This window comes from Flavobacterium sp. ZE23DGlu08, from assembly GCF_030505335.1.
Taxonomy (GTDB): Bacteria; Bacteroidota; Bacteroidia; order Flavobacteriales; family Flavobacteriaceae; genus Flavobacterium; species Flavobacterium algoritolerans.
Genome location: NZ_CP130045.1, coordinates 2,278,344 through 2,304,960 on the forward strand (window position 1 = coordinate 2,278,344; position 26,617 = coordinate 2,304,960).

23 protein-coding genes and 1 pseudogene are annotated in these 26,617 nt (G+C 34.7%); 9 read left to right on the forward strand and 15 right to left on the reverse strand.

The window, feature by feature from the left end; translation table 11 throughout:
- Positions 1-86 precede the first annotated feature (86 nt).
- Together Q1W72_RS09920 and Q1W72_RS09925 are read left to right on the forward strand one after the other, a co-directional pair.
- Complete coding sequence (locus Q1W72_RS09920; protein ID WP_099714195.1) at positions 87-542, forward strand: hypothetical protein; 456 nt, start codon at positions 87-89, stop codon at positions 540-542.
- A gap of 271 nt (positions 543-813) precedes the next feature.
- Complete coding sequence (locus Q1W72_RS09925; protein ID WP_091166166.1) at positions 814-1,272, forward strand: RNA methyltransferase; 459 nt, start codon at positions 814-816, stop codon at positions 1,270-1,272.
- 131 nt (positions 1,273-1,403) lie between these two features.
- On the opposite strand, the gene Q1W72_RS09930 is transcribed toward Q1W72_RS09925, so the two are convergent.
- A complete protein-coding gene (locus Q1W72_RS09930) occupies positions 1,404-3,821 on the reverse strand; it encodes an RND family transporter (protein ID WP_099714196.1) in 2,418 nt (805 codons plus the stop codon).
- A gap of 198 nt (positions 3,822-4,019) precedes the next feature.
- Between Q1W72_RS09930 and Q1W72_RS09935 the strand changes: the two genes are divergently transcribed.
- Together Q1W72_RS09935 and Q1W72_RS09940 are read left to right on the forward strand one after the other, a co-directional pair.
- A complete protein-coding gene (locus Q1W72_RS09935; protein ID WP_302135024.1) occupies positions 4,020-6,290 on the forward strand; it encodes a cation:proton antiporter in 2,271 nt (756 codons plus the stop codon).
- A gap of 1 nt (position 6,291) precedes the next feature.
- Positions 6,292-6,621, forward strand: coding sequence for a multidrug efflux SMR transporter (locus Q1W72_RS09940; RefSeq protein ID WP_282710959.1), 330 nt, complete (start codon positions 6,292-6,294; stop codon positions 6,619-6,621).
- On the opposite strand, the gene Q1W72_RS09945 is transcribed toward Q1W72_RS09940, so the two are convergent.
- The 7 genes and pseudogenes from Q1W72_RS09945 to Q1W72_RS09975 form a co-directional block, all read right to left on the reverse strand.
- Positions 6,618-9,116: a DUF5686 family protein gene (locus Q1W72_RS09945; RefSeq protein WP_302135027.1), complete on the reverse strand. Its 2,499-nt coding sequence runs from the start codon at positions 9,114-9,116 to the stop codon at positions 6,618-6,620. The genes Q1W72_RS09940 and Q1W72_RS09945 overlap by 4 nt on opposite strands.
- Before the next feature lie 116 nt (positions 9,117-9,232).
- Positions 9,233-9,340 (reverse strand): annotated as a pseudogene (locus Q1W72_RS09950) (ribosome recycling factor); the annotation flags it as partial.
- A gap of 223 nt (positions 9,341-9,563) precedes the next feature.
- Entirely contained in the window at positions 9,564-10,016 is a 453-nt protein-coding gene (locus Q1W72_RS09955; RefSeq protein WP_099714199.1) for a hypothetical protein, read from the reverse strand.
- Positions 10,017-10,018: 2 nt separating this feature from the next.
- The gene (locus tag Q1W72_RS09960; protein WP_302135028.1) at positions 10,019-11,674 is read right to left on the reverse strand and encodes a hypothetical protein; all 1,656 of its coding nucleotides are present in this window, start codon (positions 11,672-11,674) and stop codon (positions 10,019-10,021) included.
- Between the two features lie 220 nt (positions 11,675-11,894).
- On the reverse strand, positions 11,895-12,458 hold the full coding sequence (gene frr, locus Q1W72_RS09965; RefSeq protein WP_099714201.1) for a ribosome recycling factor: 564 nt from the start codon (positions 12,456-12,458) through the stop codon (positions 11,895-11,897).
- An 81-nt stretch (positions 12,459-12,539) separates the two neighbouring features.
- Positions 12,540-13,247 (reverse strand): UMP kinase, encoded by a 708-nt coding sequence (pyrH, locus tag Q1W72_RS09970; RefSeq protein WP_099714202.1) that lies wholly within the window; start codon positions 13,245-13,247, stop codon positions 12,540-12,542.
- A gap of 67 nt (positions 13,248-13,314) precedes the next feature.
- Entirely contained in the window at positions 13,315-14,094 is a 780-nt protein-coding gene (locus Q1W72_RS09975) for a patatin-like phospholipase family protein (protein ID WP_099716245.1), read from the reverse strand.
- Positions 14,095-14,199: 105 nt separating this feature from the next.
- On the opposite strand from Q1W72_RS09975, the gene Q1W72_RS09980 reads away from it, so the two are divergent.
- Positions 14,200-14,805 (forward strand): thioredoxin family protein, encoded by a 606-nt coding sequence (locus Q1W72_RS09980; protein WP_099714203.1) that lies wholly within the window; start codon positions 14,200-14,202, stop codon positions 14,803-14,805.
- 473 nt (positions 14,806-15,278) lie between these two features.
- On the opposite strand, the gene truB is transcribed toward Q1W72_RS09980, so the two are convergent.
- From truB to Q1W72_RS10000, 4 genes are all read right to left on the reverse strand, one after another.
- Positions 15,279-15,977, reverse strand: a complete 699-nt coding sequence (gene truB, locus Q1W72_RS09985; protein ID WP_099714204.1) for a tRNA pseudouridine(55) synthase TruB — start codon at positions 15,975-15,977, stop codon at positions 15,279-15,281.
- A 6-nt stretch (positions 15,978-15,983) separates the two neighbouring features.
- Positions 15,984-16,805, reverse strand: coding sequence for an undecaprenyl-diphosphate phosphatase (locus Q1W72_RS09990; RefSeq protein ID WP_099714205.1), 822 nt, complete (start codon positions 16,803-16,805; stop codon positions 15,984-15,986).
- Between the two features lie 82 nt (positions 16,806-16,887).
- A complete protein-coding gene (locus Q1W72_RS09995) occupies positions 16,888-17,127 on the reverse strand; it encodes a DUF3098 domain-containing protein (RefSeq protein ID WP_099714206.1) in 240 nt (79 codons plus the stop codon).
- A gap of 62 nt (positions 17,128-17,189) precedes the next feature.
- Entirely contained in the window at positions 17,190-18,065 is an 876-nt protein-coding gene (locus Q1W72_RS10000; RefSeq protein WP_099714207.1) for an ABC transporter permease, read from the reverse strand.
- Between the two features lie 223 nt (positions 18,066-18,288).
- Here Q1W72_RS10000 and Q1W72_RS10005 point away from each other — a divergent pair, with 223 nt between their 5' ends.
- Together Q1W72_RS10005 and Q1W72_RS10010 are read left to right on the forward strand one after the other, a co-directional pair.
- A complete protein-coding gene (locus tag Q1W72_RS10005; protein ID WP_302135038.1) occupies positions 18,289-21,306 on the forward strand; it encodes a leucine--tRNA ligase in 3,018 nt (1,005 codons plus the stop codon).
- Positions 21,307-21,564: 258 nt separating this feature from the next.
- On the forward strand, positions 21,565-22,254 hold the full coding sequence (locus Q1W72_RS10010; protein WP_196852946.1) for a zinc metallopeptidase: 690 nt from the start codon (positions 21,565-21,567) through the stop codon (positions 22,252-22,254).
- A 102-nt stretch (positions 22,255-22,356) separates the two neighbouring features.
- Here Q1W72_RS10010 and Q1W72_RS10015 read toward each other — a convergent pair whose 3' ends face one another.
- From Q1W72_RS10015 to Q1W72_RS10025, 3 genes are all read right to left on the reverse strand, one after another.
- A complete protein-coding gene (locus Q1W72_RS10015; protein WP_099714208.1) occupies positions 22,357-22,827 on the reverse strand; it encodes an Lrp/AsnC ligand binding domain-containing protein in 471 nt (156 codons plus the stop codon).
- A gap of 167 nt (positions 22,828-22,994) precedes the next feature.
- Positions 22,995-23,744 (reverse strand): uroporphyrinogen-III synthase, encoded by a 750-nt coding sequence (locus Q1W72_RS10020; RefSeq protein ID WP_099714209.1) that lies wholly within the window; start codon positions 23,742-23,744, stop codon positions 22,995-22,997.
- Between the two features lie 12 nt (positions 23,745-23,756).
- Positions 23,757-24,428: a DUF4271 domain-containing protein gene (locus Q1W72_RS10025; protein WP_302135043.1), complete on the reverse strand. Its 672-nt coding sequence runs from the start codon at positions 24,426-24,428 to the stop codon at positions 23,757-23,759.
- A 104-nt stretch (positions 24,429-24,532) separates the two neighbouring features.
- Between Q1W72_RS10025 and Q1W72_RS10030 the strand changes: the two genes are divergently transcribed.
- Together Q1W72_RS10030 and Q1W72_RS10035 are read left to right on the forward strand one after the other, a co-directional pair.
- Positions 24,533-25,258: a polyprenol monophosphomannose synthase gene (locus tag Q1W72_RS10030; RefSeq protein ID WP_302135045.1), complete on the forward strand. Its 726-nt coding sequence runs from the start codon at positions 24,533-24,535 to the stop codon at positions 25,256-25,258.
- A 12-nt stretch (positions 25,259-25,270) separates the two neighbouring features.
- Complete coding sequence (locus Q1W72_RS10035) at positions 25,271-26,611, forward strand: dihydroorotase (RefSeq protein ID WP_099714211.1); 1,341 nt, start codon at positions 25,271-25,273, stop codon at positions 26,609-26,611.
- The last annotated feature ends 6 nt before the right edge of the window (positions 26,612-26,617 follow it).

Consider the following 26,617-nt stretch of genomic DNA (forward strand, 5'->3'; position numbering starts at 1 on the left):
CAAGCTAGGTAATGTTGAAAATATTCTCTAGAATCATTTATGTGAGTTTTTAGCTATATTTGCGGATATTAAAAATAAAACTGACTTTGGAAAAATTTGAAATAGATGTAAAATGGGCGAGCTATTTTGTTATAGTTAATGTAATAGTTTCAAATGTAGTAGCTTTATTTGCTGTAGTTTTCTTTTCGTTAAGTTTTGAAGACAGGTATAATACAAAATTTGTGTCTAGTGTTCTTATATTGTTTTTTGTAATTCAGCTGTTTTATTTTGTTCGAAAAGCAATTAAAGAAAACAAAAAACATCAAACAATTAGAGCTTTTATAAAGGTGTCAATTTTTTTTCGTGTTTTGGGTTTTTATCTATACATTATTTTTTTGATTAATTATTCTCCTGTTTCTAGTTGGGACACCAACTTTGTTAATTTACAATGTAGAAAAAATGATCTTTCAGAATTTTTAATAGATGAGGATGAAATAAAAGATAATAAAAGTAATTGGTTGAATGATGTAGTAATCGCAATTAATAGAAGATTTAGCAAATAGAACATTTTGAAGAAATTTGTAATATTTTGTTTTTAAAACATAAAAAAATCCCGCCTTACTAGACGGAATTTTCAATTTTAGTGTAATAAAAATGTAACCCTGACAAATTGGATTAGACAATTTACTCTTTCGTCAAAGCGTCAATTTCGGTATCGCTTGGTTCGATGTCAATTTTGGGTTTTTTAAGTAAAAGTAGATGCTTCCCCAACTACAAGCTGCATAAATATTTTAAAAACTTGACAAACCTAGTAACAGTTTGTATTTTTGCCCTATGAACGACAATTTTGTAACAGAGTATTTTGGTATTGGAATTCAAAACGGTAAAACTCCTGAGAACTTGGGTGTATTATGGCGTACGGCACAAAACTTAGGGGCAAGTTATATATTTACCATAGGCAATCGCTACGCTAAACAGGCTTGCGATACGCACAATGCTGTAAAGTCAATTCCTTATTTTCATTATGAGTCGTTCGAAGACTTTTATAAAAACTTGCCAAAAGGTGCCCGATTAGTAGGTGTCGAATTAGATGAAAACGCAACTGATTTAGAAACTTTTGAACATCCAAGACGATGCGTATATCTATTGGGCGCTGAGGATAACGGACTATCAAAAGCAGCCATTGCCAAATGTCATTACCTCGTAAAATTCAAATCCGAAAAAAGTTTAAATGTATCTGTTGCAGGCAGCATTGTCCTTTACGATCGAGGACTTAATAAACCCAGATCATAAAAAAAGCTGTTTTTATGTCTTATTTTATATCTACTTTACAACTAATTCTGTCAGGGTTTTGAACCCTGACAGGATTGAAAAAGATTGTAGTGTAAAGCGGGAACGAACGAAGTAAACAGCGTCTAATTTTCTTATTTATTTTTTTCGAAATTGTCAATCTCCTCATCGGTATGTTCGATGATGTCAATTTTTGGTTCGATGAATTCCTGTTCGTTTGCCAATGTTTTATTCAACGTCAATACCAAAGCCGGCAATAACATCAAATTCGACAGCATTCCGAACAATAATGTCAACGAAATCAATCCGCCAAGAGCAATTGTTCCTCCAAAACTGGACAACATAAATACCGAAAACCCGAAAAATAACACGATAGAAGTATAAAACATGCTCAAACCGGCATCTGTAAATGTGGCGTAAACAGACTTGCGGATTTTCCAGTTGTTTTTCTTTAATTCCTCGCGGTATTGCGCCAAAAATCGAATCGTATCATCTACCGAAAGTCCAAACGCAATCCCGAAAACCAAAATCGTTGATGGTTTCAGCGGAATATCCAGAAAGCCCATAATTCCTGCCGTTAGCAACAACGGCAATAAATTCGGGATAATAGAAACCAGTACCATTTTGAACGAACGGAACATAAACGCCACCAAAAGTGAGGTTAGGAAAAAGGCAAAAACCAAAGAGGAAAGCAAATTATCCAGCAGGTAACCGGTTCCTTTTTGGAAAACCAATGCTTTTCCGGTAATGCTAACGTTGTATTGACTTGGTGGAAAAAGCTTATCTGCTTTTTTACGAATTTCAGCTTCAATTTTGGCAATATTATCGCCGTTTTCATCGCGCATAAAAGTTGTGATTCGGGCAAATTGTCCAGTAGAATCCACATAACTTTTCATCAGATTGTCTTTCGAGTTTTTTGTGGCATTTTTAGCATATGACAAAATAAACGACTGTTCCTGTGACGTCGGCAATTCATAATATTCCGGATTTCCGTTGTAGTATGCTTGCTTGGAATATTTAACCAAATTGACAATGGAAATGGGTTTTGATAGTTCCGGGATTTCGTCAATGGTTTCCTCGAGTTCTTCCATTCGCCTCAGCGTAGACAATCTCATGACTCCTTTTTTACGTTTGGTGTCAATCATGATTTCCAGCGGCATAACACCATCAAATTCTTTTTCGAAGAAAACAATATCTTCAAAAAAGGCTTCTTTTTTAGGCATGTCTTCAATCAAACTGCCGGAAATACGCATTTCATAGATTCCGATAATACTAATTACTAAAAGTAGAATTGCAACGACGTAAATCGAAAAGCGATTGTATTTTACGTTTCTCAGAATCCAATCCATGAAAACCTTAACATAATTTCGGTCTAAATGCTCAATGTGGCGCTCTTTTGGCGCTGGAATATAACTGTGAAAAATAGGGATAACAATGATACACAAAAAGAAAAGTGCCATAATATTGATGGAAGTCACCACCCCAAATTCTAATAACAATTGATTATTTGAAGCGACAAACGTAGCAAAACCAATAGCTGTGGTAAGATTTGTCATTAGTGTTGCCATTCCCACTTTGGTAGTAACACGCTGTAAGGCTTTGGCTTTATTGTGGTGAACTTTGTATTCCTGATGGTATTTATTGGTCAGGAAAATACAATTCGGAATTCCGATTACGATGATTAATGAAGGAACTAAAGCCGTTAAAACCGTGATTTCGTAATTCAATAATCCTAAAAATCCAAAGGACCACATCACGCCGATAATAACAATTACCATTGATATTAAGGTGGCTCTAAAACTTCTAAAAAAGAAGAAGAAAAGCAATGAAGTGACTAATAATGAGGCGCCAATGAAGATGCTTATTTCATCTGTAATGGTTTTTGCATTCAGCGTTCGGATGTAAGGCATTCCCGAAACACGCAGGTCGATTCCGGTTTCTTTTTCGAATGTTTCGACTGCAGGAACTAATTTATCAAGAACAAAATCTTTTCGGGCCGCCGTGTTTACAATTTTTTTATCCATGTAAACGGCTGAACGTATGCTTCCCGATCTTTTGTTGAAAAGCAATCCTTCGTAAAACGGTAAATCATTGAAAAGTTCTTTCCTTATTTTTTGAAGATAGGCTGGATCAACGGTTTTGCTTTGGTCCACAAAAGGAACCAATTCAAAGGTTGCCAACGAATCATTTTTTTGTAATTTCTTTAAGTCATTTAATGAAATTACTAAATCTACCGCTTGGTCTCCTTTCAGGGTATTCATCAGTTTACTCCAGGAAGCATAAGCTTTTGGGGTAAATATGGCATTGTCTTTTACACCTATGATGACTAGATTTCCTTCTTCACCAAATTTATTTAAAAAGGCATTGTACTGAATGTTTACAATATTGTCATCCGGTAATAAATTGGCTTCGGTAAAGGTGAAGTGGATATTCTTCCATTGCATTGCTAAAAGAGCTGTTATCGCTACAATAATGGATAACATCAAAATTCTATTTCTAAGGACAATTCGGGCTATTAATTCCCAAAATCCTAAACTAAACCACTTAATCATAATTCATATTTAACGGCGGTAAAGGTAGTCAAAACCGCTATAAATCATTTGTTTTAACTAAAACTTTTTGTTGTTGTATGGGACTGATTATGCCGGTTTTTTATTTTACAATTAAATAATTTTGTGGGATATAAATTATACATTTGAATTTCTCATCTTTGTTTTTTTAGAGTTGAGCATGAATACATAAAAATGGATATGAAGAATTATAAAAATACATTGTTTTATTTAGGTGTAACAGGCGGTTTCACTGCATTAATGTATTGGATTATTAGTAAAGGAAAAAAATTAGAAGCAAGTGAAGTTATTGTAATGCCTGAAAGCGGAAACGGTTCTTGGGGTGATTTTATAGCTTCTATGCAACACAATTTTCAGGATCCTTTAGCCATCCTTTTGGCACAAATTATAACGATAATACTTGTTGCCCGAGTTTTTGGTTGGATTTTCAAGAAAATTGGACAACCATCAGTAATTGGGGAGATTATTGCGGGAATTGTTCTTGGACCGTCCTTATTGGGATTGTATTTTCCTGAATTTTCCGGGGCATTATTCCCGGCTGAATCCTTAGGAAATTTAAAATTTTTGAGTCAGATAGGATTGATACTTTTTATGTTCGTCATAGGAATGGAACTCGATTTGAAAGTGCTGAAAAACAAAGCTAATGAAGCGGTGGTAATCAGTCATGCCAGTATCGTTATCCCTTTTGCACTTGGGATTGGATTGGCTTATTTTGTTTACAATCGATTTGCTCCCGAAGGAGTCAAATTTCTTGCTTTCAGTTTGTTTATGGGAATAGCCTTGAGTATTACTGCTTTCCCGGTTTTAGCAAGAATTGTTCAGGAACGAGGAATTCATAAAACAAAATTAGGTGCTATTGTCATTACGTGCGCCGCTGCCGATGATATTACCGCTTGGTGTATTCTGGCCGTGGTAATTGCAATTGTAAAAGCGGGAACTTTCGTCAGTTCATTATACATTATTATGTTGGCAGTACTTTATGTTGTTGCCATGATTTTTATTGTAAAACCATTTTTGAAAAGAATTGGGGATTTGTATGGTTCAAAAGATACTATAATTAAACCAGTTGTAGCTATCTTTTTTCTGGTACTGATTCTTTCGTCCTATGCTACTGAAGTTATTGGGATTCATGCACTTTTTGGAGCGTTTATGGCGGGAGCTATTATGCCGGATGTTCCAAAATTCAGAACGATATTCATAGAAAAAGTAGAGGATGTTGCGTTAATACTTTTACTGCCTTTGTTTTTTGTTTTCACGGGTTTGAAAACCGAAATTGGCCTTATTAATGATCCTTACTTATGGAAAGTTACCGGTTTTATTATTTTGGTAGCCGTAGTGGGAAAATTTTTAGGAAGTGCTTTAGCAGCCAAATTTGTAGGTCAGAATTGGCGAGACAGTTTGACTATTGGCGCCTTGATGAACACCAGAGGATTGATGGAATTGATTGTTTTAAACATCGGTTTAGAACTTAAAGTTTTAACTCCCGAAGTGTTTACAATGATGGTAATCATGGCTTTGGTTACTACTTTTATGACGGGACCTGCTTTGGATTTAATCAATTATATTTTTAAGACTAAAGATGGTGTTGAAATTATAGAACAAACAAACCATAATAAATATCGAATTTTAATTTCATTCGGGAACAACGAAAAAGGAAAATCCTTGTTGCGATTGGCCAATAGTTTAATAAAAAGGCAAAAAAATACTTCCAGTATTACCGTGATGCATTTATCTTTAAGTGATGAGGTGCATACTTTTAACATGGAAGACAAAGAAAAAAATAGTTTTTACCCTATTGTTGAAGAATCCCACCTACTTAAACAGGATATTACCACCATTTTTAAAGCAACGATGGATATTGAAACCGAGATTGCCGATGTTGCCAATCAAGGGGATTATGATTTACTGCTGATAGGTTTGGGAAAATCAATATTTGAAGGAACCATTCTTGGAAAAGTAATTGGTTTTACCACAAGAATAATCAATCCGGATCGATTGATTGATAAGTTCACCGGAAAAGAAGGGTTGTTTGAAAATTCCCCTTTTGACGAAAGAACCAGACAGATTATTTCTAAAACCAAGATGCCAATAGGGATTTTGATCGATAAAGATTTGCAGCAAGTAAACCATGTTTTTATTCCAATTTTCAGCCCAGAAGATTCTTTTTTGATTGATTATGTGCAAAAATTAATTTACAACAACAATTCTAAAATTATTCTTTTGGATGTAAATGGACATCTTACGACTAATTTTGTGATGAATAGCGCTATAGATTCTTTGGAACAAAAACATCCAAACAACATTAGTTTGATAACCAATAAAATAATTAAAAAGGAATTTTTGGATCAACAGGATTTAATGTTAATCAGTCTTGAAAGCTGGAAAGAACTCGTTGATTCCAGAAGTACTTGGTTGAGCGGCGTTCCTTCGGTATTAATTATAAAGCATTAACATGAACTGGATTTTATTAATTATAGGTGGTCTTTTTGAAGTGGGTTTCGCGACATGTTTGGGCAAAGCCAAAGAAAGTTCAGGAACGACAGCAACATTATGGTTGGGAGGATTCTTAATATGCTTGGTAATAAGTATGGTGTTGCTTTACAAAGCCACACAAACATTGCCTATTGGAACGGCTTATGCGGTTTGGACAGGAATTGGGGCAGTAGGAACAGTTCTTGTTGGAATTTTTGTATTTAAAGAACCGGCCGATTTCTGGCGAATATTTTTCATTACCACTTTAATCAGTTCGATTATTGGTTTGAAATTCGTTTCGAGTCATTAAAGTCCCAGATTAAGGACGAAACTTATTTTTACCGCAATATTATCTTGAAATTTACTCAGCTGGTTTGGACCGTATCGGTAAAATCCGCCTAATCCCAAGCCATTGTAAATTTGGTTTAGCTCTATTCCAGATTCGAAATAACCTTTGTCCAAGGTTTTGTAATCCAATCCGACATGTTGTTCCGGTTTTCGTAAATTTCCCCAAGCCATTCTGGAAACAAGAACTAATGAAGGTTTTACTTTTTTGAATAATGTTACGCGGCTAAAGCCATGTTTAAATTGAAAATAGGCATATTCACTGGAGAAAAATTCATTGAAAAACATGGTTTCAAAACTGTTTTTTCCTGCAAAAGTGATTCTCTGCATAATAGTTTCTTTGGTGATATTATTAGGAGACGTATTGTACAAATGTGTCAGCGGTACATCGCCAAGTGCATAACCGGCTTCGAAAAGTAGACTTGTTTTTTGCCCGTTTAAATATTTCTTTTCATACTCTGTTTTGAAATCAAATTTGCTGAATTCAAAATCATTTTGCATAACCTTAGGCAGGGATTGTGTGTATTGAAAAGTGAATTTCGGGAAACGTTTTTCTACTTCAATTCGTCCCGTAGGCGTTTGCATGTAATCGCTGAATGGATTCCATCGTAAAGAAACCATTGCGGTTGTCATTACATAACTCGAGTATAATTTATCGTTTAGGTTAAATATATAATTGAATTTTGGTTCTATTGCGGCACGGGAAAGTTCCCAGAAACTTTCTGTTTTCGGAATGATTTTGGTTTCTATAAATGTTTTCCAACTCACATAATTGTAAAATGTACTGATGTTTATTGGTCTTGGATCATAGATTTTGAACGCTTTTTTATCAATTGTAAACACGGTGCTTGCAATTTCCCGAACATCATCGGTATAAGAAACGCCAATCCAGGAATTAGAAAATTTGCCAACCCGAGTCGCCATTCCCAAATTGTATTTGAAATTCCCATCCTTAGTTCCATAAGCGGTGTAGCCTTCGATTCTGAATTTTTTTGAAAATTGTTCATTGGTGACTCCGCCAATTCCCAATCTGAATCCTTCGTAATTATTATAACTGAATAATTTACGTAAGTCTAAATCGAATTTTCCTATTGGTAAATATCCGTTGATGATTTTTCGACCAAAACGAATGCGGCTTTCAATTCGTTTTTTGGAAGAAATACTGTCCAATGCCAAATACGTTTTTTGGCTTCGACTGTCTAAGCTGTCTTTTCTGTAAGTGTTCCAAAAATGTTCTGGTTTGTTAATTGCATCGTCTTTGATTTCGATGTAAATCGCCGATTTTTTAATTTGTATCGGAATGTTATATTGAATTTCAAAATTATTCGTGTGCGAAAGCAAATAAGTAAAATCTGAAGCAACCTTTTTTCTTTCTTTAAAATCTTGTTCTACATCGCCATCAAATTGAATCGTTCCGCCAAGAATTTTTATATCGTCATCATTCTTGCCCTTTACAATTTTAAACGTTTTGTCTGTTGGAAACCATAATTTTTCATTGGGAATGTACTTGAAATCATGAATTCCGCTAATGTCAAGAACGCCTTTTATGCGCATTACCGCTTTGGCAACAGCAAAATTATTTTGGTCAATATAAAGTACACCTTCCAGTCCTGATGCTTTTCTTTTTTTCTTGTTTTTGAAGTAAATCATATAGGTGTTTCTGCCGTCAATGATAAGTGAATCCAAGAGTTTATAGTTGTAATCGTTTAGCGCATCATTGGCAATAGGACTGTTGTATTTGGTTTCAAAAAGTTCGTAACTGGAATCGTAAATAGAGAATGACTGTAAATTGAAAGCAATGATTTCATAAACAGGTTGCTTGAAACCAGCCATTTTGGTACCTAATATCGTTTCTTTTAATGTACTATTGGCAAATTGATATTGTGACACTTTTTCGGTTTGAAAAAGATGCTGTTGGCGTATGACGTCTTTAAATTTATAATCGGAAGAGTCAATTTTTGAGAATTGTTTCCCAATAGATTTTTGGACAAAAACAGAATCGATTCTTCCGTCAATAGAGTCAGGATTTGCGGTTACAATGAGTTTATTGTAGGATTTAAATTCAAAACTGCGGAGCTTTTTCTGTGGATTATTGTTATTCTTATTTTTGATTGTCTTCCTGATAATTGCCAAAGCCGGGTTTTCATTTGAAATTCTCACTTCATTCAAATTATCCGTTTTTTGGGAAAGAACAACCACATAATAATTTTTGTTTTTTTCAATGGCAATCCTAGCCTTGGTGAAACCAATATAAGAAATATCAAAAGCTGTAAAGGGAATTGCTGTTGCGATACTAAACTTTCCATCTACATCAGAGATGGTATTTAGGCCATTATTTGTAGTAATGGTGGCAAACGGCAACGGTTTGTTGGTGTTAGATTCTTTCACAATTCCATTTACCTGAAATTGCGCCTGTAGCGAAAGCGTTAAAAAAAAGAAGAACAAACACAATTGCTTCATAAATAGGGTTTACTGCAAAACGGGTATAATCTCGTTTTGGTATCGCAAAAATAACAATAAAAAAATCCGTCTCGCAAAACTAACGAGGCGGATTTTTAATATAATTTGAAAAGGAATTACACCTTCATGATTTCAGCTTCTTTCACCACTAAAAGTTCATCAATTTTACGAATAAACGTATTAGTTAAGTTTTTAACTTCTTCTTCGGCACTTTTACAAATGTCCCCAAGCTGGCGCGAGCGTCCCACTCGTCAACACAATTTATACCGAAACATACTTCAAAAGAAAGCTAAATACTAGCACAAACCTCAATACTATTATTCATTAAGAATTATCACGAGCGGGACGCTCGCGCCAGCAGGGGACGCTAGCGCTAGCGGGGGCAATTTTTATATACCCAGCAAGAGCTTGCATGAAGCTCTTGTCAAAAGGTACATTTTTAATAATTTATTCCATTACATACACTAAAGAATTAACCTCGGTTAATTTAATCTTATTTTTTCTGAAATCAGCCATGTCAATAATGTAGTAAATTTGAGGTTTGGACCACTCCCCGAATTCCTCCATATTTTTTTCTAATTTTAGAAAAAAATTAATATCGATAATTTCTTTTTTATGCTTTTTTAAAAAAGACTTCTTTTCATATCGGTCATTAGCAGGCCTATAGATTCTGTTAAAATCCTTATCATACGTAAAAATTCCCAAAGTGTCTTTTTGTAGAAAAAAACCCTGCAAAAAATAGTATCCTCGGCATGTGATACATTCATTTTCAAAATATTTTGTTTGATTTTTGTCTGCTTTAAACAGTATATATATCGTATCTAGTTTTCTGACTTCTGCAATTTCTTGCGCTTGTAATAAATTTACAAATAAATAGAAGAATAATAATGTGACTTTCATAATTAATTTTTAAGGTGTTTGTGGCCAAAAAAGTTGTATTCAAGAAGTAATTCAAATTGATCGGTATTAGCAGGAAAGCTTATTTTAAAAGCTTCGGTATCTTGCAGACCGTTTAAACTTAGATAATAGAAATAATCATTCCAATTCCAAAGTGTTGTTTTTATTGGGTTAGAGTAAAAATTAGGTTGTAGCCTTATAGATTCTACAGTTGCTCTTGTCGTACTAGAAGTAACTGAATCTCTAATTTCAGCAAGAATTTTTTGCATAGTTGGCACCATGTTTTTGTACATAAAATCGTGTTGAGCGCCAGTGCCAGGTCTTGTGGCTTTCAATACCTCTGCAAATGTCATGTTTTCTATACCTGGTATAGTGCTGCCGCCAGCATCAGGATATTTGCCTTTGATTGCTAAATAAGCATGTATACACTCGTGTAATATGGTTTTAGCAATTTCAATATTTGTCATAGGCCTTAATCCCGTAGAGGTCAATATTTGTTTGTTAATTTGAATCAGAGTTGGTCTGCCTTCAAGTACTGGAGGCGTTGTAAATCCATCTATTTTCCTTGTGATGTTATCTAGATTTTCAATGATTTCAAATTTCACATTGAATCGCTTGTTGTTATTATCAAATAAAGCTAAAAATAAGTTTTTAAATGCGGGGGAATCAGTTAAAGATTTATATACTGAATTAAACTTTTTATCCTCTTCGGTAACATCTTTTATTGATGATTTATCAATATTAAATGGTGACTTAAAAGATGATTCTACATCAAGCTTTAATGATGGATCATCAATCATTTGTAATAGCATCTCTCTAGCAAATTCTATTTCATCAGGATATGCAATTAAAAAATTACTTATTTCAGCTTTTTTATCAGAATTCCTGCTGCTATTCCACCAGTTTTGTTGATTTAGGTCAAGGTATTGCTCAAACTCAAGTAGCGCAATATCAACATTAGCACCACCACCTCCAATACCATTTGAAAGATTCATTAATTCATTTGGTACTGGTGCGCTGTTGTCGTATCCGCTAGAGGTACAAATTTCGCTTATTGAGGTATATTCATTGTATGCGTCGTTAATTAAATTCCCGCCACATGATTCCCCGAGACTGTGATCGCCTCCGTTAGTACAATAATGTGCTATGTACATTACTTTTATAGTACAATTTTCTGCTGTTTTTGCTGTTACAGTATTAGCTTGTTTTTTAGGTTGGCCGTTTAGAAAGCTACTTTCTGTTCTAATATTTTTTTTGAGGTCCAGTATCTGGATTTTTCCTGAAAAGGTGTTTATGTCAATGAAAGGTATGGCAGTATCAGGGATGTATTTTAAGTATCCTACTTTTTCAGTAGTGGCGTCTTGTGTTATCACATAATACATGAAATAAGGATTTTTAGTAGAGTAACTGTTTAGTAACAAGAGATAAGTGGTATATTCATTACCTTTTACTATTTTAGTGAAATATACATTTGGTTTTTCACCGCTTTTCTGGGTGATGCCTTCTGGGGTGCTGGTTTTGAAAGTTTCCGTTCGGCTAAGTATTGCAGGGTTCTTAAGTACCGAAAGTACATTTTCTATACTCACTTTCTCAGAAGTAATATAGTTTTTTTTATTTGCTTCACGTTCAAGTACTACCTCTTCCGTAGTGCAGGATTGCAAAAAGCATAGGACTAACCCAATAAAAAGGACATGGACTTTCCGCTTTAATTCAAACGTTTGTTTGTTTGTTTGTTTGTTTTCATAAAATGTTTAGTTCGTTTATATTTCATAAAAATAGGAAATATTTCACAAGCCACAATACCCATTTTTAGTGATATTTAAGCATAAAAAAACCGTCTCGTAAATCAACAAGACGGTTTTGATATAAGTAGAGATGGTTTTACACCTTCATAATTTCAGCTTCTTTCACCACTAAAAGTTCATCAATTTTACGGATATAACTATTGGTTAAGTTTTGAACTTCTTCTTCGGCACTTTTACAAATGTCCTCGGAAGTTCCTTCTTTTTCTAATTTTTTGATATCTGTATTCGCATCTTTACGAGCATTTCGAATTCCAACTTTAGCATCTTCAGCTTCCACTTTGGCTTGTTTGGCAAGATCGCGTCTTCTTTCCTCAGTTAGTGCGGGAACGCTAATGATAATTACATCACCGTTATTCATTGGATTAAAACCAATGTTTGCCACCATAATTGCTTTTTCAATTACTTGCAGCATATTTTTTTCAAAAGGTTGCAATGTGATTGTTCTGGCATCAGGAACACTAATTTTTGATACTTGAGAAAGCGGTGTCGCAGATCCGTAATAATCCACAAAAACACTTCCTAACATTGCGGGAGATGCTTTTCCTGCACGAATATTCAAAAATTCTTTTTCTAAATGCGCAATAGAACCTGTCATAGATTCTTTAGTACTATCTAATATAAATTCAATTTCTTCAGTCATAATTTAGATCTTTGGATTTTTAGATTTTTAGATCTTTAGACTGTCTGACAATCTAAAAGTCTAACAATCTAATTTGTCTATTTATATATTTACTACGGTTCCTATATTTTCTCCATCGCAGATTTTCAATAAGTTTCCTACTTTGTTCATGTCGAAAACTACGATTGGTAATTTGTTTTCTTGGCTTAATGTAAATGCAGTCGTGTCCATTACATTCAATCCTTTTTTAAGGACATCTTCAAAAGTAATATGATCAAATTTCACTGCTGAAGCATTTTTCTCCGGATCAGAATCATAGATACCATCAACACGGGTTCCTTTTAGGATTACATCGGCATTGATTTCCACTCCACGCAAAACGGCAGCTGTATCAGTTGTAAAATATGGGTTTCCAGTTCCAGCTCCAAAAATCACAATTCTTCCTTTTTCAAGGTGACGTACTGCTCTTCTCTTGATATATGGCTCAGCAATCGCTTCAATTTTTAAGGCAGTTTGTAAGCGGGTAAGCATCCCTTTATCTTCCAGTGCGCCTTGTAGAGCCATTCCGTTGATAATTGTAGCCAGCATTCCCATATAATCACCTTGCACTCTGTCCATTCCTGCGCTCGCTCCGGCAACTCCTCTAAAAATATTTCCACCACCTATTACAATGGCTATTTCTACTCCTTTTTCATGAATTTGCTTGATCTCATCGGCATATTCAGCTAATCTTTTTGGGTCAATTCCGTATTGTAAGTCGCCCATTAAAGCTTCTCCACTTAGTTTTAGAAGAATTCTTTTGTATTTCATGTGTGTGTTGAGTTGATTGGTGCAAATATAGAATATTCTTTTTTTTTAAAATAATGTTGCTGAAATTTTATAAATTAAGTTTTTCGTACGATTTTTTGGCGGCTTCGTAGCCAATGTTGAAAACAGCATTCATCTTCACTTTATTGGTTTCAAAGGTGCTGTAAAGACACAAATCCTTTGGTTCAATAACCCAATCACAAATATTGAATTTATGCAGATTTGAATTTGCCGAAAGGATATCAAAGGCTCGTGTAGTTACTGCTTTGATTGAACTTAAATCTTTGGCTTCAATTTTTTGAATCGGACTCACATAAACACCTATTAATGTGTCGCATTGTCCTTGTAAAATATCAGTGGGAAAATGATTCAATATCCCGCCGTCACTGTATATTTTTCCTTTAATTTCATACGGAGACAAAATCCCGGGAAATGCAGAAGAAGCTAAAATGGCATCGATGATCTTTGTTTCCGGGCCAAATATTTTTAATTTTCCACGAACCATATCAGTAGCCGTGATTTGAATCGGGATTTTCAAATCACCTAATGTAGCATCCTTAAAAATACTGTGAAAATAGGATTTGAAGGATTCAGAATCAATTAATCCGGCTTTTTTGAACGTTAAATGCTTCCAGTGAAAAAGGTATATCGATTTGAAAAATTCCAGAATTTCTTCGGGAGTTTTTCCCCAAGCATACATGGCACCAACAATTGAGCCTGCGCTTGTTCCTGCCATTTGAGACGGACGAATGTTTTTCTCTTCTAAAAATTTAATCACACCAGCATGGGCTATACCTTTAGAACCTCCACCGGAAAGTACTAATCCTATCGATTTTGTTTTTAAATCCATCTTTTTTATTTGTGATAAAATTACTCTTTTTGTGGAATTGAAAGTGACATATGTCATATTTATGCTCCAATTTTATGGTAACTTTGTAAAAACAAATAATTCATTATGAAAATTCCAGTAGCTAAAGCGTTGTTTAATAGTCACTCTTATGCGGAGTATAGAAAGCTAGTTTCAGATTTATTACTTGAAGGAAAATCAACAGGTAATGAACAATCGGAAAATTTAACCCATTACAGTGAGTTGAATGAAACCCGAATGAATCGTTTGGACAAAACGATGAAAATTACCGATGAAAATAGTCTGAAATTAAAGAGCTTAAAAAACGAATATATTTGGTTAGTAATTTCCGAAGGTTGGTGTGGTGATGCTGCCCAACTCCTGCCAATTATCAATAAAATGGCAATCGATTCCGGTAAAATAGAATTGAAGATTGTTCTGCGTGATGAAAATGAGGAGTTGATGAAGTTGTTTTTGACCAATAAAAAGAAATCAATTCCAATAGTGATTGTCGTAGAGAAAGCAACAGGAAGTGTTCTTGGAAAGTGGGGCCCAAGGCCCATAGGCGCAACCAATTTAATTACTGATTATAAAAAAGAATTTGGGGTTATTGATGAAACGGCAAAAACCAACTTGCAATTGTGGTATTTGCATGATAAAGGAATCAGTACCCAAAATGAGTTGGTTAACTTGATGCTTGATTTGGAACAATAGAATTTTAAAAAGCGGCAATATTCATAACTTTGGATGCATTATAATTGCCGAAAAATGCTTTAGTATAGAGCAAGAAATCATTGTTTTGAAGTAAAATTTTCAATGCAAAGTCACCTGAGGTTCAGTATTTATTGGGGTAAAATAATTAAGTTTATTTTTTGTTAATTTTTTTGTGTATCGAAAAAAAATTTGTAAATTGGTGACTGCCAACCAGGTCTATTGTTAATTTACTTTTTTAATGGTGTTTAAATATTGTTTCACAACTTAAAAAACATCATCATGAAAAATCGATTTGAAAAGTTTTATGATTATTTGTCACATTTACTATTTGGGGGTAAAAAAGCAACTAATTATTAAACAATCGGCGTGAGCCTAGACAAAAGAGTATGGATTAAAACTACTTTAACTTTAGAAAAAATACATCGCAAATTCAATTTTAATATTGGATTTGTCATGTGTTTTTGCTTTTGGTATTATTCTGAAGTAAGACTATCCTCAAATAAAGTAACGTCCATTGCATCGGCCACATTATAATCTCCAATTTTTGTTCGGCGCAAAACGGTTAAATGAGAACCTGAATTCATGGCTTTTCCAAAATCAAAAGCCAGGGAACGAATGTAAGTTCCTTTGCTGCAAACGACTCTGAAATCTATTTCCGGAAGTGCAATTCGAGTGATTTCAAATTCGTGAATGGTTGTTTTTCTACTCGCAATTTCTATTGTTTCTCCAGCGCGAGCATGTTCGTATAAGCGTACGCCATCTTTTTTTATAGCCGAAAAAATGGGTGGTTTCTGGTCTATTTCTCCTAAAAATTGTTTTACGGTTTCTTGAATTAAAGCTTCGTCAATATGTTCTGTTGGGAAAGTTTGGTCGATTTCGGTTTCTAAATCATAGGAAGGCGTTGTGGCTCCAATATAGAACGTTCCTGTATATTCTTTGGCTTGACCTTGAAGCTCGGTGATTCTTTTGGTGAATTTTCCGGTACAAACTAACAATAATCCGCTTGCCAAAGGATCCAAAGTTCCAGCATGACCAATCTTGAATTTTTTTGGAAGATTAACTTTACTGATTAAAGCCCATTTCATTTTATTTACCGCCTGAAAAGAAGTCCAATTCAAGGGTTTGTCAATGAGTAAAATTTGTCCGTTTTGGAAATCTTCGGCTGTCTTCAATGGGAATTATTTTAAGTATGAAAAGTAGATCAATAAAAAAACACCTACTATTATTCGGTACCATCCCCAAGGTTTGAAACCGTATTTTTTGATGATTTCAATGAAGAATTTAATGGCAATAACGGCAACAATAAAAGCAACAACATTTCCTATTAAGAACAATTGAATGTTTTCGTTTGACTTTAAAATTAATTCGTAGCCTTTCATTTGTGACGTTTCGTAGGTTTTCAAGAATACAGAGTAGCATGTTACTGCCATCATCGTTGGAACCGCTAAAAAGAAGGAGAATTCTGCTGCAGCGTGACGCGTTAACCCTTGTTGCATGCCGCCAATTATGGAAGCAGCAGAACGACTTGTTCCGGGCATCATCGCTAAACATTGCCAAAAACCAATAGTTACTGCTTTTTTAATGGTAATGTCCTCTTCCTGAAGAACCGTTGGACTTTGAAAACGACTGTCTATAAATAATAAAATGATTCCGCCTAAAATTAATACAATCGCAATAGGAATAGGGTCTCCAAGAACCGCTTCGATTTTATCATCGAATAATTTCCCTAAAACCAAAGCTGGAATTACGGCGCAAATAAGTTTTATATAAAAATTGATGGCAACACTTTTTGAAGAGAAATCGAAAAATTTCTTCCAATACAAAGCGACAACAGCCAGAATGGCTCCAAATTGAATCGAAACCTGGAATAGTTTCACAAAATCATCTTCTTGGATTCCAAAATATGAACTTAGAAAAACCATGTGAGCTGTTGAAGAAACAGGAAGATATTCTGTTAATCCTTCGATAACAGCAATTAAAAATGCTTGTAATGTATTCATTATATAGTGATCGGTGTTCAGTTTTTAGTGTTCAGTTGATATAGTTTGCTTTATACTGCAACTTATTACTAGTCACTGTTTACTATTTTTTTGGATTCTTAAGGATGGCATAAACGGTAATTCCAAAACCGATTAAAACGGTAGTTGGCGCCAATCGAATTCTTCTGAAATTGAAGATGTCTTCATTGAAAACATTTGGGTCATCACTTCCTCCGCCAGCCATTAGAATAAATCCTAAGGCAATTACTCCAATTCCAAGTAATAGAATTTTATAATTTATTTTGTCAAAAAGAAATTCTGGTTGCTGTTCGTTATTTTTCATTGATGCTGAATTTATTTCAGCATCTAAAAATGCTGAATGATAATGCTTTTTTTTATCTTCAATTAATAAAGGTCGTCCGTTCTTAAATTCAAGAAACGTTGTGTTGCAAAATACGTGCTTAACCAGGTAATCAATATTCCAATTCCTAAAACAGCTAATAATACCAATGCAATTAAAGCTTTATCGTCAAGTATGCCAAGATTTGGAAAATTAGTTTGAACGTAAATCAAAACGCCAATTAATGCAATAATTGCAAGTCCTGCGCCAATCATTCCCAGTTTTATACTTCTTACCACAAATGGTTTTCTGATAAAAGCTTTGGTTGCGCCTACCATTTGCATGGTTTTAATGATAAATCGGTTGGAGTGTATCGATAAACGCAATGAACTATTAATTAACAATACAGCAATCACGGCCAAGAATCCGCTGATTACAAGAATCCACATACTTACTTTTTTGATGTTGTCATTTACTAGATTCACTAATTGCTTGTCATACACAATATCCGAAACCATAGCATTTTTGCGCAAGCGGGTTTCTATTTTTGCAATACTGTCCTTGATTACATAATCGGCTTTCAGGTGAATATCGTAAGAGTTTTGAAGTGGATTTTCACCAAGAAATTCCATGAAATCTTCTCCAATAATATCCGTATGTTGTTTTGCGGCAGCTTCTTTAGTTACATAATCGTATGATTTTGCAAAACGGCTCGATTTTAATTCAGTTCCAAAAGCCTTTAAAATACTGTCATTCGCTTCGTTCTTGAAAAAAACGGTCATGGCAATATTTTCTTTGAAATCGTCAGCCAGTTTTTTAGAATTTATGATAAAAAGACCCAATACACCCAATAAAAATAAAACTAAGAATACACTTAGCACTACTGAAAAATAAGAGGAAATTAATCTGCGTTTTTGAAATTTATCAAAGGAAGAACTCATAGTTTACTGAAATTATTGGGTAAAAATAATAAAGAATTTCTTTATTTAAAGTTAATAACGCTCAAAGTTTCAACTTTCGTACAATAAACGTAAATTTGGCACCTTGAAATAATCATTTCTCCAAATATAATACAGCAACTTAGTAACCGAGTTACTTTGAATCTAACAATATGACTTGAGTGTGCGACAGCATGACTCCATTAAAAAAATAATAAAAAAAGGAATGAAATACAATCCGAACGAAATAGAGGCCAAATGGCAGAAATATTGGTTAGACAACGCAACGTTTAAAGCCGAAAATAACTCAGAAAAACCTAAATATTACGTACTTGATATGTTTCCTTATCCATCTGGAGCGGGATTACACGTAGGACATCCGCTGGGATATATCGCCTCTGATGTGTATTCAAGATACAAAAGGCACCAAGGTTTTAATGTGTTGCACCCAATGGGCTATGACAGTTTTGGATTGCCTGCGGAACAATACGCCATTCAAACAGGGCAACGTCCTGAAGATACTACTTCGGTAAATATTGACGGTGGAACAGATAAAGAAGGAAATAAAATTGCCGGTTATAGAAAGCAATTGGACAAAATTGGATTTTCTTTTGATTGGAGTAGAGAAGTGCGTACTTCAAATCCCGATTATTACAAACATACCCAATGGATTTTTATCCAATTATTCAATTCTTGGTACAATAAAAACAGCGATAAAGCCGAAGATATTTCGACTTTGGTTTCCATTTTTTCAACAGAAGGAAATGCTAATGTCAATGCGGTTTGCGATGAAAATATAGAAGCTTTTTCAGCAAATGAATGGAACGCTTTCGCAAAAGAACAGCAGGAGAAAATTTTGCTGCAATACAGATTGACTTATTTAGCCGAGACTGAGGTGAACTGGTGTCCGGGATTAGGAACCGTTTTAGCTAATGACGAAATCGTAAATGGTGTTTCTGAGCGTGGTGGTTTTACGGTTGTTCGTAAAAAAATGACGCAATGGAGCATGCGAATTTCGGCTTATGCAGAACGTTTGTTACAAGGATTGAATGATATTGACTGGAGTGAAAGCATCAAAGAAAGTCAAAGAAACTGGATTGGAAAATCCGTTGGAGCAACGGTGGAATTCAATGTTCAGAATTCAGAAGCTAAAATTGCGGTTTTCACAACACGTCCCGATACAATTTTTGGAGTTACGTTCATGACATTGGCTCCGGAACACGAATTAGTTTCTCAAATTACAACTGCAGAACAAAAAGCAGAAGTAGATGCTTATATAGAAAAAACGTCAAAACGTTCCGAAAGAGAACGTATGGCTGATGTAAAAACCATTTCAGGTGTGTTTACGGGTGCGTATGCGGAACATCCGTTTACGAAAGAGCCAATTCCGGTTTGGATTGGGGATTATGTTTTGGCGGGTTACGGAACAGGCGCTGTTATGGCGGTTCCTTGTGGCGACGAAAGAGATTATGCTTTTGCGAATTTCTTCAAAGGTCAACAAGGTATGTCAGACATTAAAAATATTTTTGATAAAGATATATCTGAAGCTGCTTTTGGAGCCAAAGAAGGTTTTCAATTGGTAGATTCTGATTTTCTAAATGGATTAGATTATAAAAAAGGAACTCAAAAAGTAATTGAGGAATTAGAAAAATTAAACCAAGGAAAAGGAAAAACGAATTACCGTTTGCGTGATGCTGTTTTCTCTCGCCAGCGTTATTGGGGAGAACCGTTTCCGGTGTATTATGTGAATGGTTTGCCACAAATGATTGATGCGAAACATTTGCCAATCATCTTGCCGGAAGTAGAAAAATATTTGCCAACCGAAGAAGGTTTACCGCCTTTAGGAAATGCAACTACGTGGGCTTGGGATAGTGTTAAATGTTCAGTTGTTAGTACTCAGTTAGTAGATAATTTGACGATTTTCCCACTAGAATTGAACACGATGCCAGGTTGGGCGGGAAGTTCATGGTATTGGATGCGGTATATGGATGCGCACAATGAAAATGAATTTGCGAGCAAAGACGCATTGGCGTATTGGGAAAGCGTTGATTTATACATTGGCGGAAGCGAACACGCAACTGGCCACTTATTGTATTCTCGTTTTTGGAATAAATTCTTAAAAGACAAAGGTTTTGCACCAACTGAAGAACCATTCAAAAAACTGATTAATCAGGGAATGATTTTGGGGGAAAGTGCTTTTATATTTGTTTTACAAACAAAATTGGGTGATGAAAATGCCTTTGAACAAGTTTTGTTAAATTTCGACACATATAAGAAATATATAAATGGAGGTTCAATAAATAACTTACCTGAAAAATTATTTAAATTTCTTGATGAAAGATTATCTACTTTTGAGAGTTCTAATAAGAGGTTAGCAGGATTAGAAAGAAGTTTTGTCTGTTTTAAGTCAGCAATAGATGTTAAATATGTCAATTTAAAAAATGAAATAGACTTAACAGATTTATCCGAAGATGAAAGATATAAAAGATTATTTAATGCATCATATTTTGATGGGAATGAAGTTATAGAGAATAAAAATATTACTGTTGTTCGCGAAATCGAAAAAATGTCGAAATCCAAATACAATGTAGTTACTCCGGATGATATTTGTAATGAATACGGAGCGGATACCTTGCGTTTGTATGAAATGTTCTTAGGGCCATTGGAACAAGCCAAGCCTTGGAACACTGCAGGAATTTCGGGCGTTTTTGGATTCTTGAAAAAACTGTGTCGTTTGTATTTTGATGATAATGGTTTGATTGTGACCAATGACGCGCCAACCAAAGACAACTTAAAATCATTGCACAAAACCATCAAAAAAGTAGCGGAAGATATTGAAGGTTTCTCTTTCAATACTTCGGTTTCTCAGTTTATGATTTGTGTGAATGAATTGTCAACTCAAAACTGTCATTCTCGTGCAATTTTGGAACCATTAGCAATTGTAATTTCGCCGTATGCGCCACACATCGCCGAAGAATTATGGTCGTTGTTAGGAAATACAGGTTCTATTGCAACAGTTGCTTTTCCAATATTCGAACCAGCACATTTGGTAGAAAGCAGTAAAGAATATCCGGTTTCTTTCAACGGAAAAATGCGTTTCACAATGGTTTTACCTTTGGATTTAACCAAGGAACAAATCGAGGAAATTGTAATGAACGACGAAAGAACCATCAAACAATTAGAAGGAAAAACGCCAAACAAGGTGATTATTGTTCCGGGAAAAATTATCAATTTGGTGGGGTAAATACAGAACGTCATATTGTAGAGGCGCACTGCAGTGCGTCTCTACGGTGCGTCTCTACAAAATATATTAAAATCCAAATTCCAAAATCATTTTTGGGATTTGGATTTTTTTTTAAAATTTATTAAAATCCTTGCCAATCAGTTTAATCGGTGTAATCCGTGTTCCATTTCAAGAATGCCAAATTGACATTGTAAAAAATTGGTTCAGATTTTGATGATTCTTTTTATAGCTTTAACAATACAATTAAAAAACAAAAATATGGGAATGGGTTATTTGATTCTTGCCGGAGCAATTATGCTTTTCAGCTGGTTAGTTAGTTCAAGACTAAAAAGTAAATTTGAACATTATTCTAAATTACAATTACAAAACGGAATGTCAGGCGCTGAAATCGCTGAGAAAATGCTTGCCGATAATGGAATTCGTGATGTGAGAGTTATCTCTACGCCAGGACGTTTGACGGATCATTACAATCCGGTAGATAAAACCGTGAATCTAAGTGAGGCGGTTTACAACCAACGCAATGCCGCTGCGGCGGCTGTTGCAGCGCACGAATGTGGGCACGCCGTGCAACACGCTGTAGGATATCAATGGCTTACGATGCGTTCTAAATTAGTGCCCGTAGTGAATGTGGCGTCAACGTACATGCAATGGATTTTGCTTGCCGGAATCTTGATGATGAAAACTTTTCCACAGTTATTATTGGTAGGGATTATCATTTTTGCGGCAACCACCTTATTTTCGATTGTTACTTTGCCGGTCGAATATGATGCAAGTAATCGTGCATTGGCTTGGTTAGAAAACAAAAGAATGCTGACGCAACAAGAACAGGCTGGAGCCAAAGATTCCTTGAAATGGGCTGCCAGAACGTATGTCGTAGCTGCTTTGGGATCTATCGCAACGCTGTTGTATTACGTTTCCATTTATATGGGCGGAAGCAGAAGAGATTAGATTGTTAGAAAACTAGATCTTTAGAGAATTATAGAAAAAGCCGTCTTGTTATCTTAACGAGACGGCTTTTTTGTGTTCATATAAATCTAACCTTCTAACCATCTATAGTTGTATCTGCCTATCGATTTGTTGGTCTAAAGAAATGAAGGTTTCTGTTCTGGAAACGCCTTCTATCGCTTGGATTTTGGTGTTGAGTAAATGCATTAAATGTTCGTTATCCCGACAAATAATTTTGATTAGAATCGACCAGTTTCCTGTGGTGTAATGGCATTCCAATACTTCAGGTATTTTCTTTAAATCCCTTACGGCTTCTGGATTTCGGGCGGCTTTGTCCAAATAGATTCCAACAAAAGCCATTGTATTATAACCCAGAATTTTATTGTTTACCGTAAATTTTGATCCCGAAATAACGCCGGATTGCTCCAGTTTTCGCAAACGTTGGTGAATTGCCGCTCCTGAAATTCCTATTTTATTGGCGATTTGAAGAATTGGTTTTCGGGCATCTTCCATCAGGTCGCGTAAAATCTCTTTATCGATACCGTCAATTTCTACTATTAGGGAATTGATTTTCATGAGTTGTTGTTTTAAACTAAAATGTGAAATTTAGTTTGAATTGAAAATCAAATTTAAGTAAAAAACGATTAGTAAAAAGAATATGAGGCAATTTTCGTGATTTACATCACAAAAAAAGCCATTCGGGTTGCGAATGGCTTTTTGATTTTATTTTGAAAAGTAATTTTTTATTTTCCTTTATTAGCTTCAATAATGTATTTTTCCAAAGCCATTGTCATAGAAGGTGTTGCTGGTGTTGGTGCAAGAATATCTACTCTTAATCCATGGTCCAACGCTTCTTTTTGAGTAGTGCTTCCAAAAACTGCAATTCGAGTATTGTTTTGTTCGAAATCTGGGAAATTCATAAACAATGATTTTATTCCGGTTGGGCTAAAGAAAGCCAAAACATCATAATATACATCGGCTAAATCAGATAAATCACTCATTACCGTTCTGTAAAAAACAGCTGGAGTCCAGTCTACTTTTAATGCATTCAGCGTTATTGGCGCATCGGCATTTAGTTGGTCTGAAGCAGGCAATAAGAATTTTTCGTCTTTGTATTTTTTTATCAGCGGAGATAAATCAGCAAAATCTTTTGGTCCAACGTAGATTTTACGTTTTCTATACACTACGTATTTTTGCAGGTAAAAAGCAATAGCTTCTGATTGGCAGAAATATTTTAATCCTTCTGGAACTTTATAACGCATTTCATCAGCCACTCTGAAAAAATGATCTACGGCATTTTTACTCGTTAAAATAATTGCGGTGTAATGATTAAGATCGATTTTTTGAAGTCTAATCTCTTTTGCATTAACTCCTTCTACATGAATAAAAGGTCTGAAATCAATTTTTACTTTATGCTTTTGTTGAAGTTCAAAGTAAGGGGAATTCTCCACTTTAGGCTCAGGCTGTGACACCAAAATTGTTTTCACTTTCATATTTAACGGTTTCTAAGCACTCCCTTTTGTAAACCAATAATACATAAAATAATAGGGTGCTATTTCAAGAGCGCAAAGATATAAAATAAAATAAAACAACTTACCGAATATTATATTTTGATAATTTTTTATTGAAATCAAATAAGTTAAAATATTCATTATCAATATTATAGCAATAATTAGCAATGGAATATTTCTTGAAAATGAGTCGTAATAAAACAAAATAATATTCAACGGCAGTATGATTAGTCCAATATAGGTTCTATAAGTCACCTTTTGGAGGTTAAATTGCTCCATAAATTCTTCAATATTGAAGGATGTTGCTATTATTTTCTCAATCAAATATTTAGATAAAACAAAGAAAGTTAGGAAAGTAAAAATTTGAATGTAAAGGATCCAATCTGTCTTTGAAGCATGGCCAAAATAACTTAGCGAAATTTGGATGAAGAAAGCAAGTGAAATGACTTGGACAAAAAACAAGGAAATGGTAAAACCGCTTTTTAGGTGGCTGTTGTCTCTGTACACTTTGTTGTATTTGTTGGAAAAAATTAAATTAGCAAAATCACCAAATCTGTTTTCGAAAACAGATTTTGTAACAGCAATAATAGCAAATGACAGAACAAAAAGCACGGTTGCCCAGTCTTTGCTCTCAGTTATTCTTGGATGAAGTATATTTTCGATCATAACGCTGCAAAATTACTAATTTTTATATCATTCTTTTTATTATAATTTTATTAAGGATGAAATGGCATAAAAAGTTTACTTTTGCGGTGAAATTAGTCAAAAATATGAATGATTGTATTGTTATAATTCCTACCTATAACGAAATTGAAAATATAGAAAGCATTATTCGATCGGTGTTTTCGCTGCATAAATCTTTTCATGTTCTTATTATTGATGATAATTCACCGGATCATACTGCTGATAAGGTTGTTTTACTTCAGTCTGAATTTGGAGGGAGATTGTTTCTGGAAAAAAGAGAAAAAAAATCGGGTCTGGGAACGGCTTATGTTCATGGATTTAGATGGGCATTAGCGCATCAATATGATTTCATTTTTGAAATGGATGCTGATTTCTCCCATAATCCAAATGATTTAGAGAAATTATACAATGCGTGTCATTTTGGCGATGCTGATTTAGCGATTGGTTCGCGTTATGTTACCGGAGTAAATGTGGTAAACTGGCCGTTGAGCCGTGTATTGATGTCTTATTTTGCATCAGTTTATGTACGAATGATTACCGGAATGAAAATTCATGATGCTACAGCAGGTTTTGTTTGTTACAAAAGACAAGTGCTCGAAGAGATCAATTTAGATAAAATAAAATTTGTTGGATATGCTTTTCAAATTGAAATGAAATACAGAACGTATTGTAAAAAATTTCAAATTGCTGAGGTTCCCATCATTTTTACCGATAGAACAAGAGGGCAATCAAAAATGAGTAATTCGATAATTATTGAAGCCGTTTTTGGAGTTATTGCACTTAGATTAAAAAGATTAGTCAACACATTATAAGAAAAAGACAGGATGAACAGGGTTTTAATTAAGAATGCCAAAATAGTAAATGAAGGGGTGATTTTTGAGGGCGATGTATTAATTGAAAATGACTTAATTGTTGAGATTTCAGAAAGTATTAGTGCAAAATCCTCTCAATGTAAAATCATTGATGCCGAAGGGAATTATTTGATTCCGGGTGCAATTGATGATCAAGTGCATTTTAGAGAACCAGGACTGACACACAAAGGAGACATCGAATCAGAATCCAGAGCAGCGGTTGCAGGAGGAATTACTTCATATATCGAGCAACCCAACACGGTTCCAAATGCGGTTACCCAAGAAATATTAGAGCAAAAATACGAGTTGGCTGCCGAAAAATCGTATGCGAATTATTCTTTTATGATGGGCGCAACCAACGATAACTTGGAAGAAGTTTTAAAAACAAATCCAAAGAATGTTGCCGGAATAAAAATATTTTTAGGTTCCTCAACAGGGAATATGTTGGTGGATAATGAAGCTACTTTAGAGAAAATATTTTCGAGTACACCCATGCTTATTGCGGTACATTGTGAAGATGAAGCTACTATCAAAAATAATTTAGAGAAATACAAAGCAGAGTTTGGAGAGGACGTTCCCGTTACGGTTCATCACCTTATCCGAAGCGAGGAAGCGTGTTATATTTCGTCTTCCAAAGCGGTTGCGCTGGCTAAAAAAACAGGGGCTCGCTTGCATATTTTTCATCTTTCGACTGCCAAAGAAATGGATTTGTTTACAAACAAAATTCCTTTGGAAGATAAGAAAATCACTGCCGAAGTTTGCGTGCATCATTTATGGTTTACCAATGATGATTATGCTACTAAAGGCAATCTTATAAAATGGAATCCAGCTGTAAAAACGGCGAATGACAGAAAAGCACTTTGGGAAGCATTGCTGGATGACAGAATTGATGTGGTTGCAACGGATCACGCGCCACATACTTTAGAAGAAAAAAAACAATCGTATTTGAATGCGCCTTCCGGTGGGCCATTAGTGCAACATGCTGTTGTGGCTATGTTTGAAGCGCACCACCAAGGAAAAATAAGCATTGAAAAAATTGTGGAGAAGATGTGCCACAATCCAGCGAAAATTTTCAAAATAGAAAAACGTGGTTTTATCAAAGAAGGCTACTATGCGGATTTGGTAATTGTAAATTCAGGTTTGCCTTGGAGCGTAAAAAAAGAAAATATTTTGGCTAAATGTGGTTGGTCTCCATTTGAAGGTTTTACTTTTAAATCCAGAATTACCCATACTTTTGTAAACGGGCAATTGGTTTATACCGCTTTTAAAGTAAAAGATATTCGTGCAGGAAAACGTTTATTATTTGATAGATAAAATTTC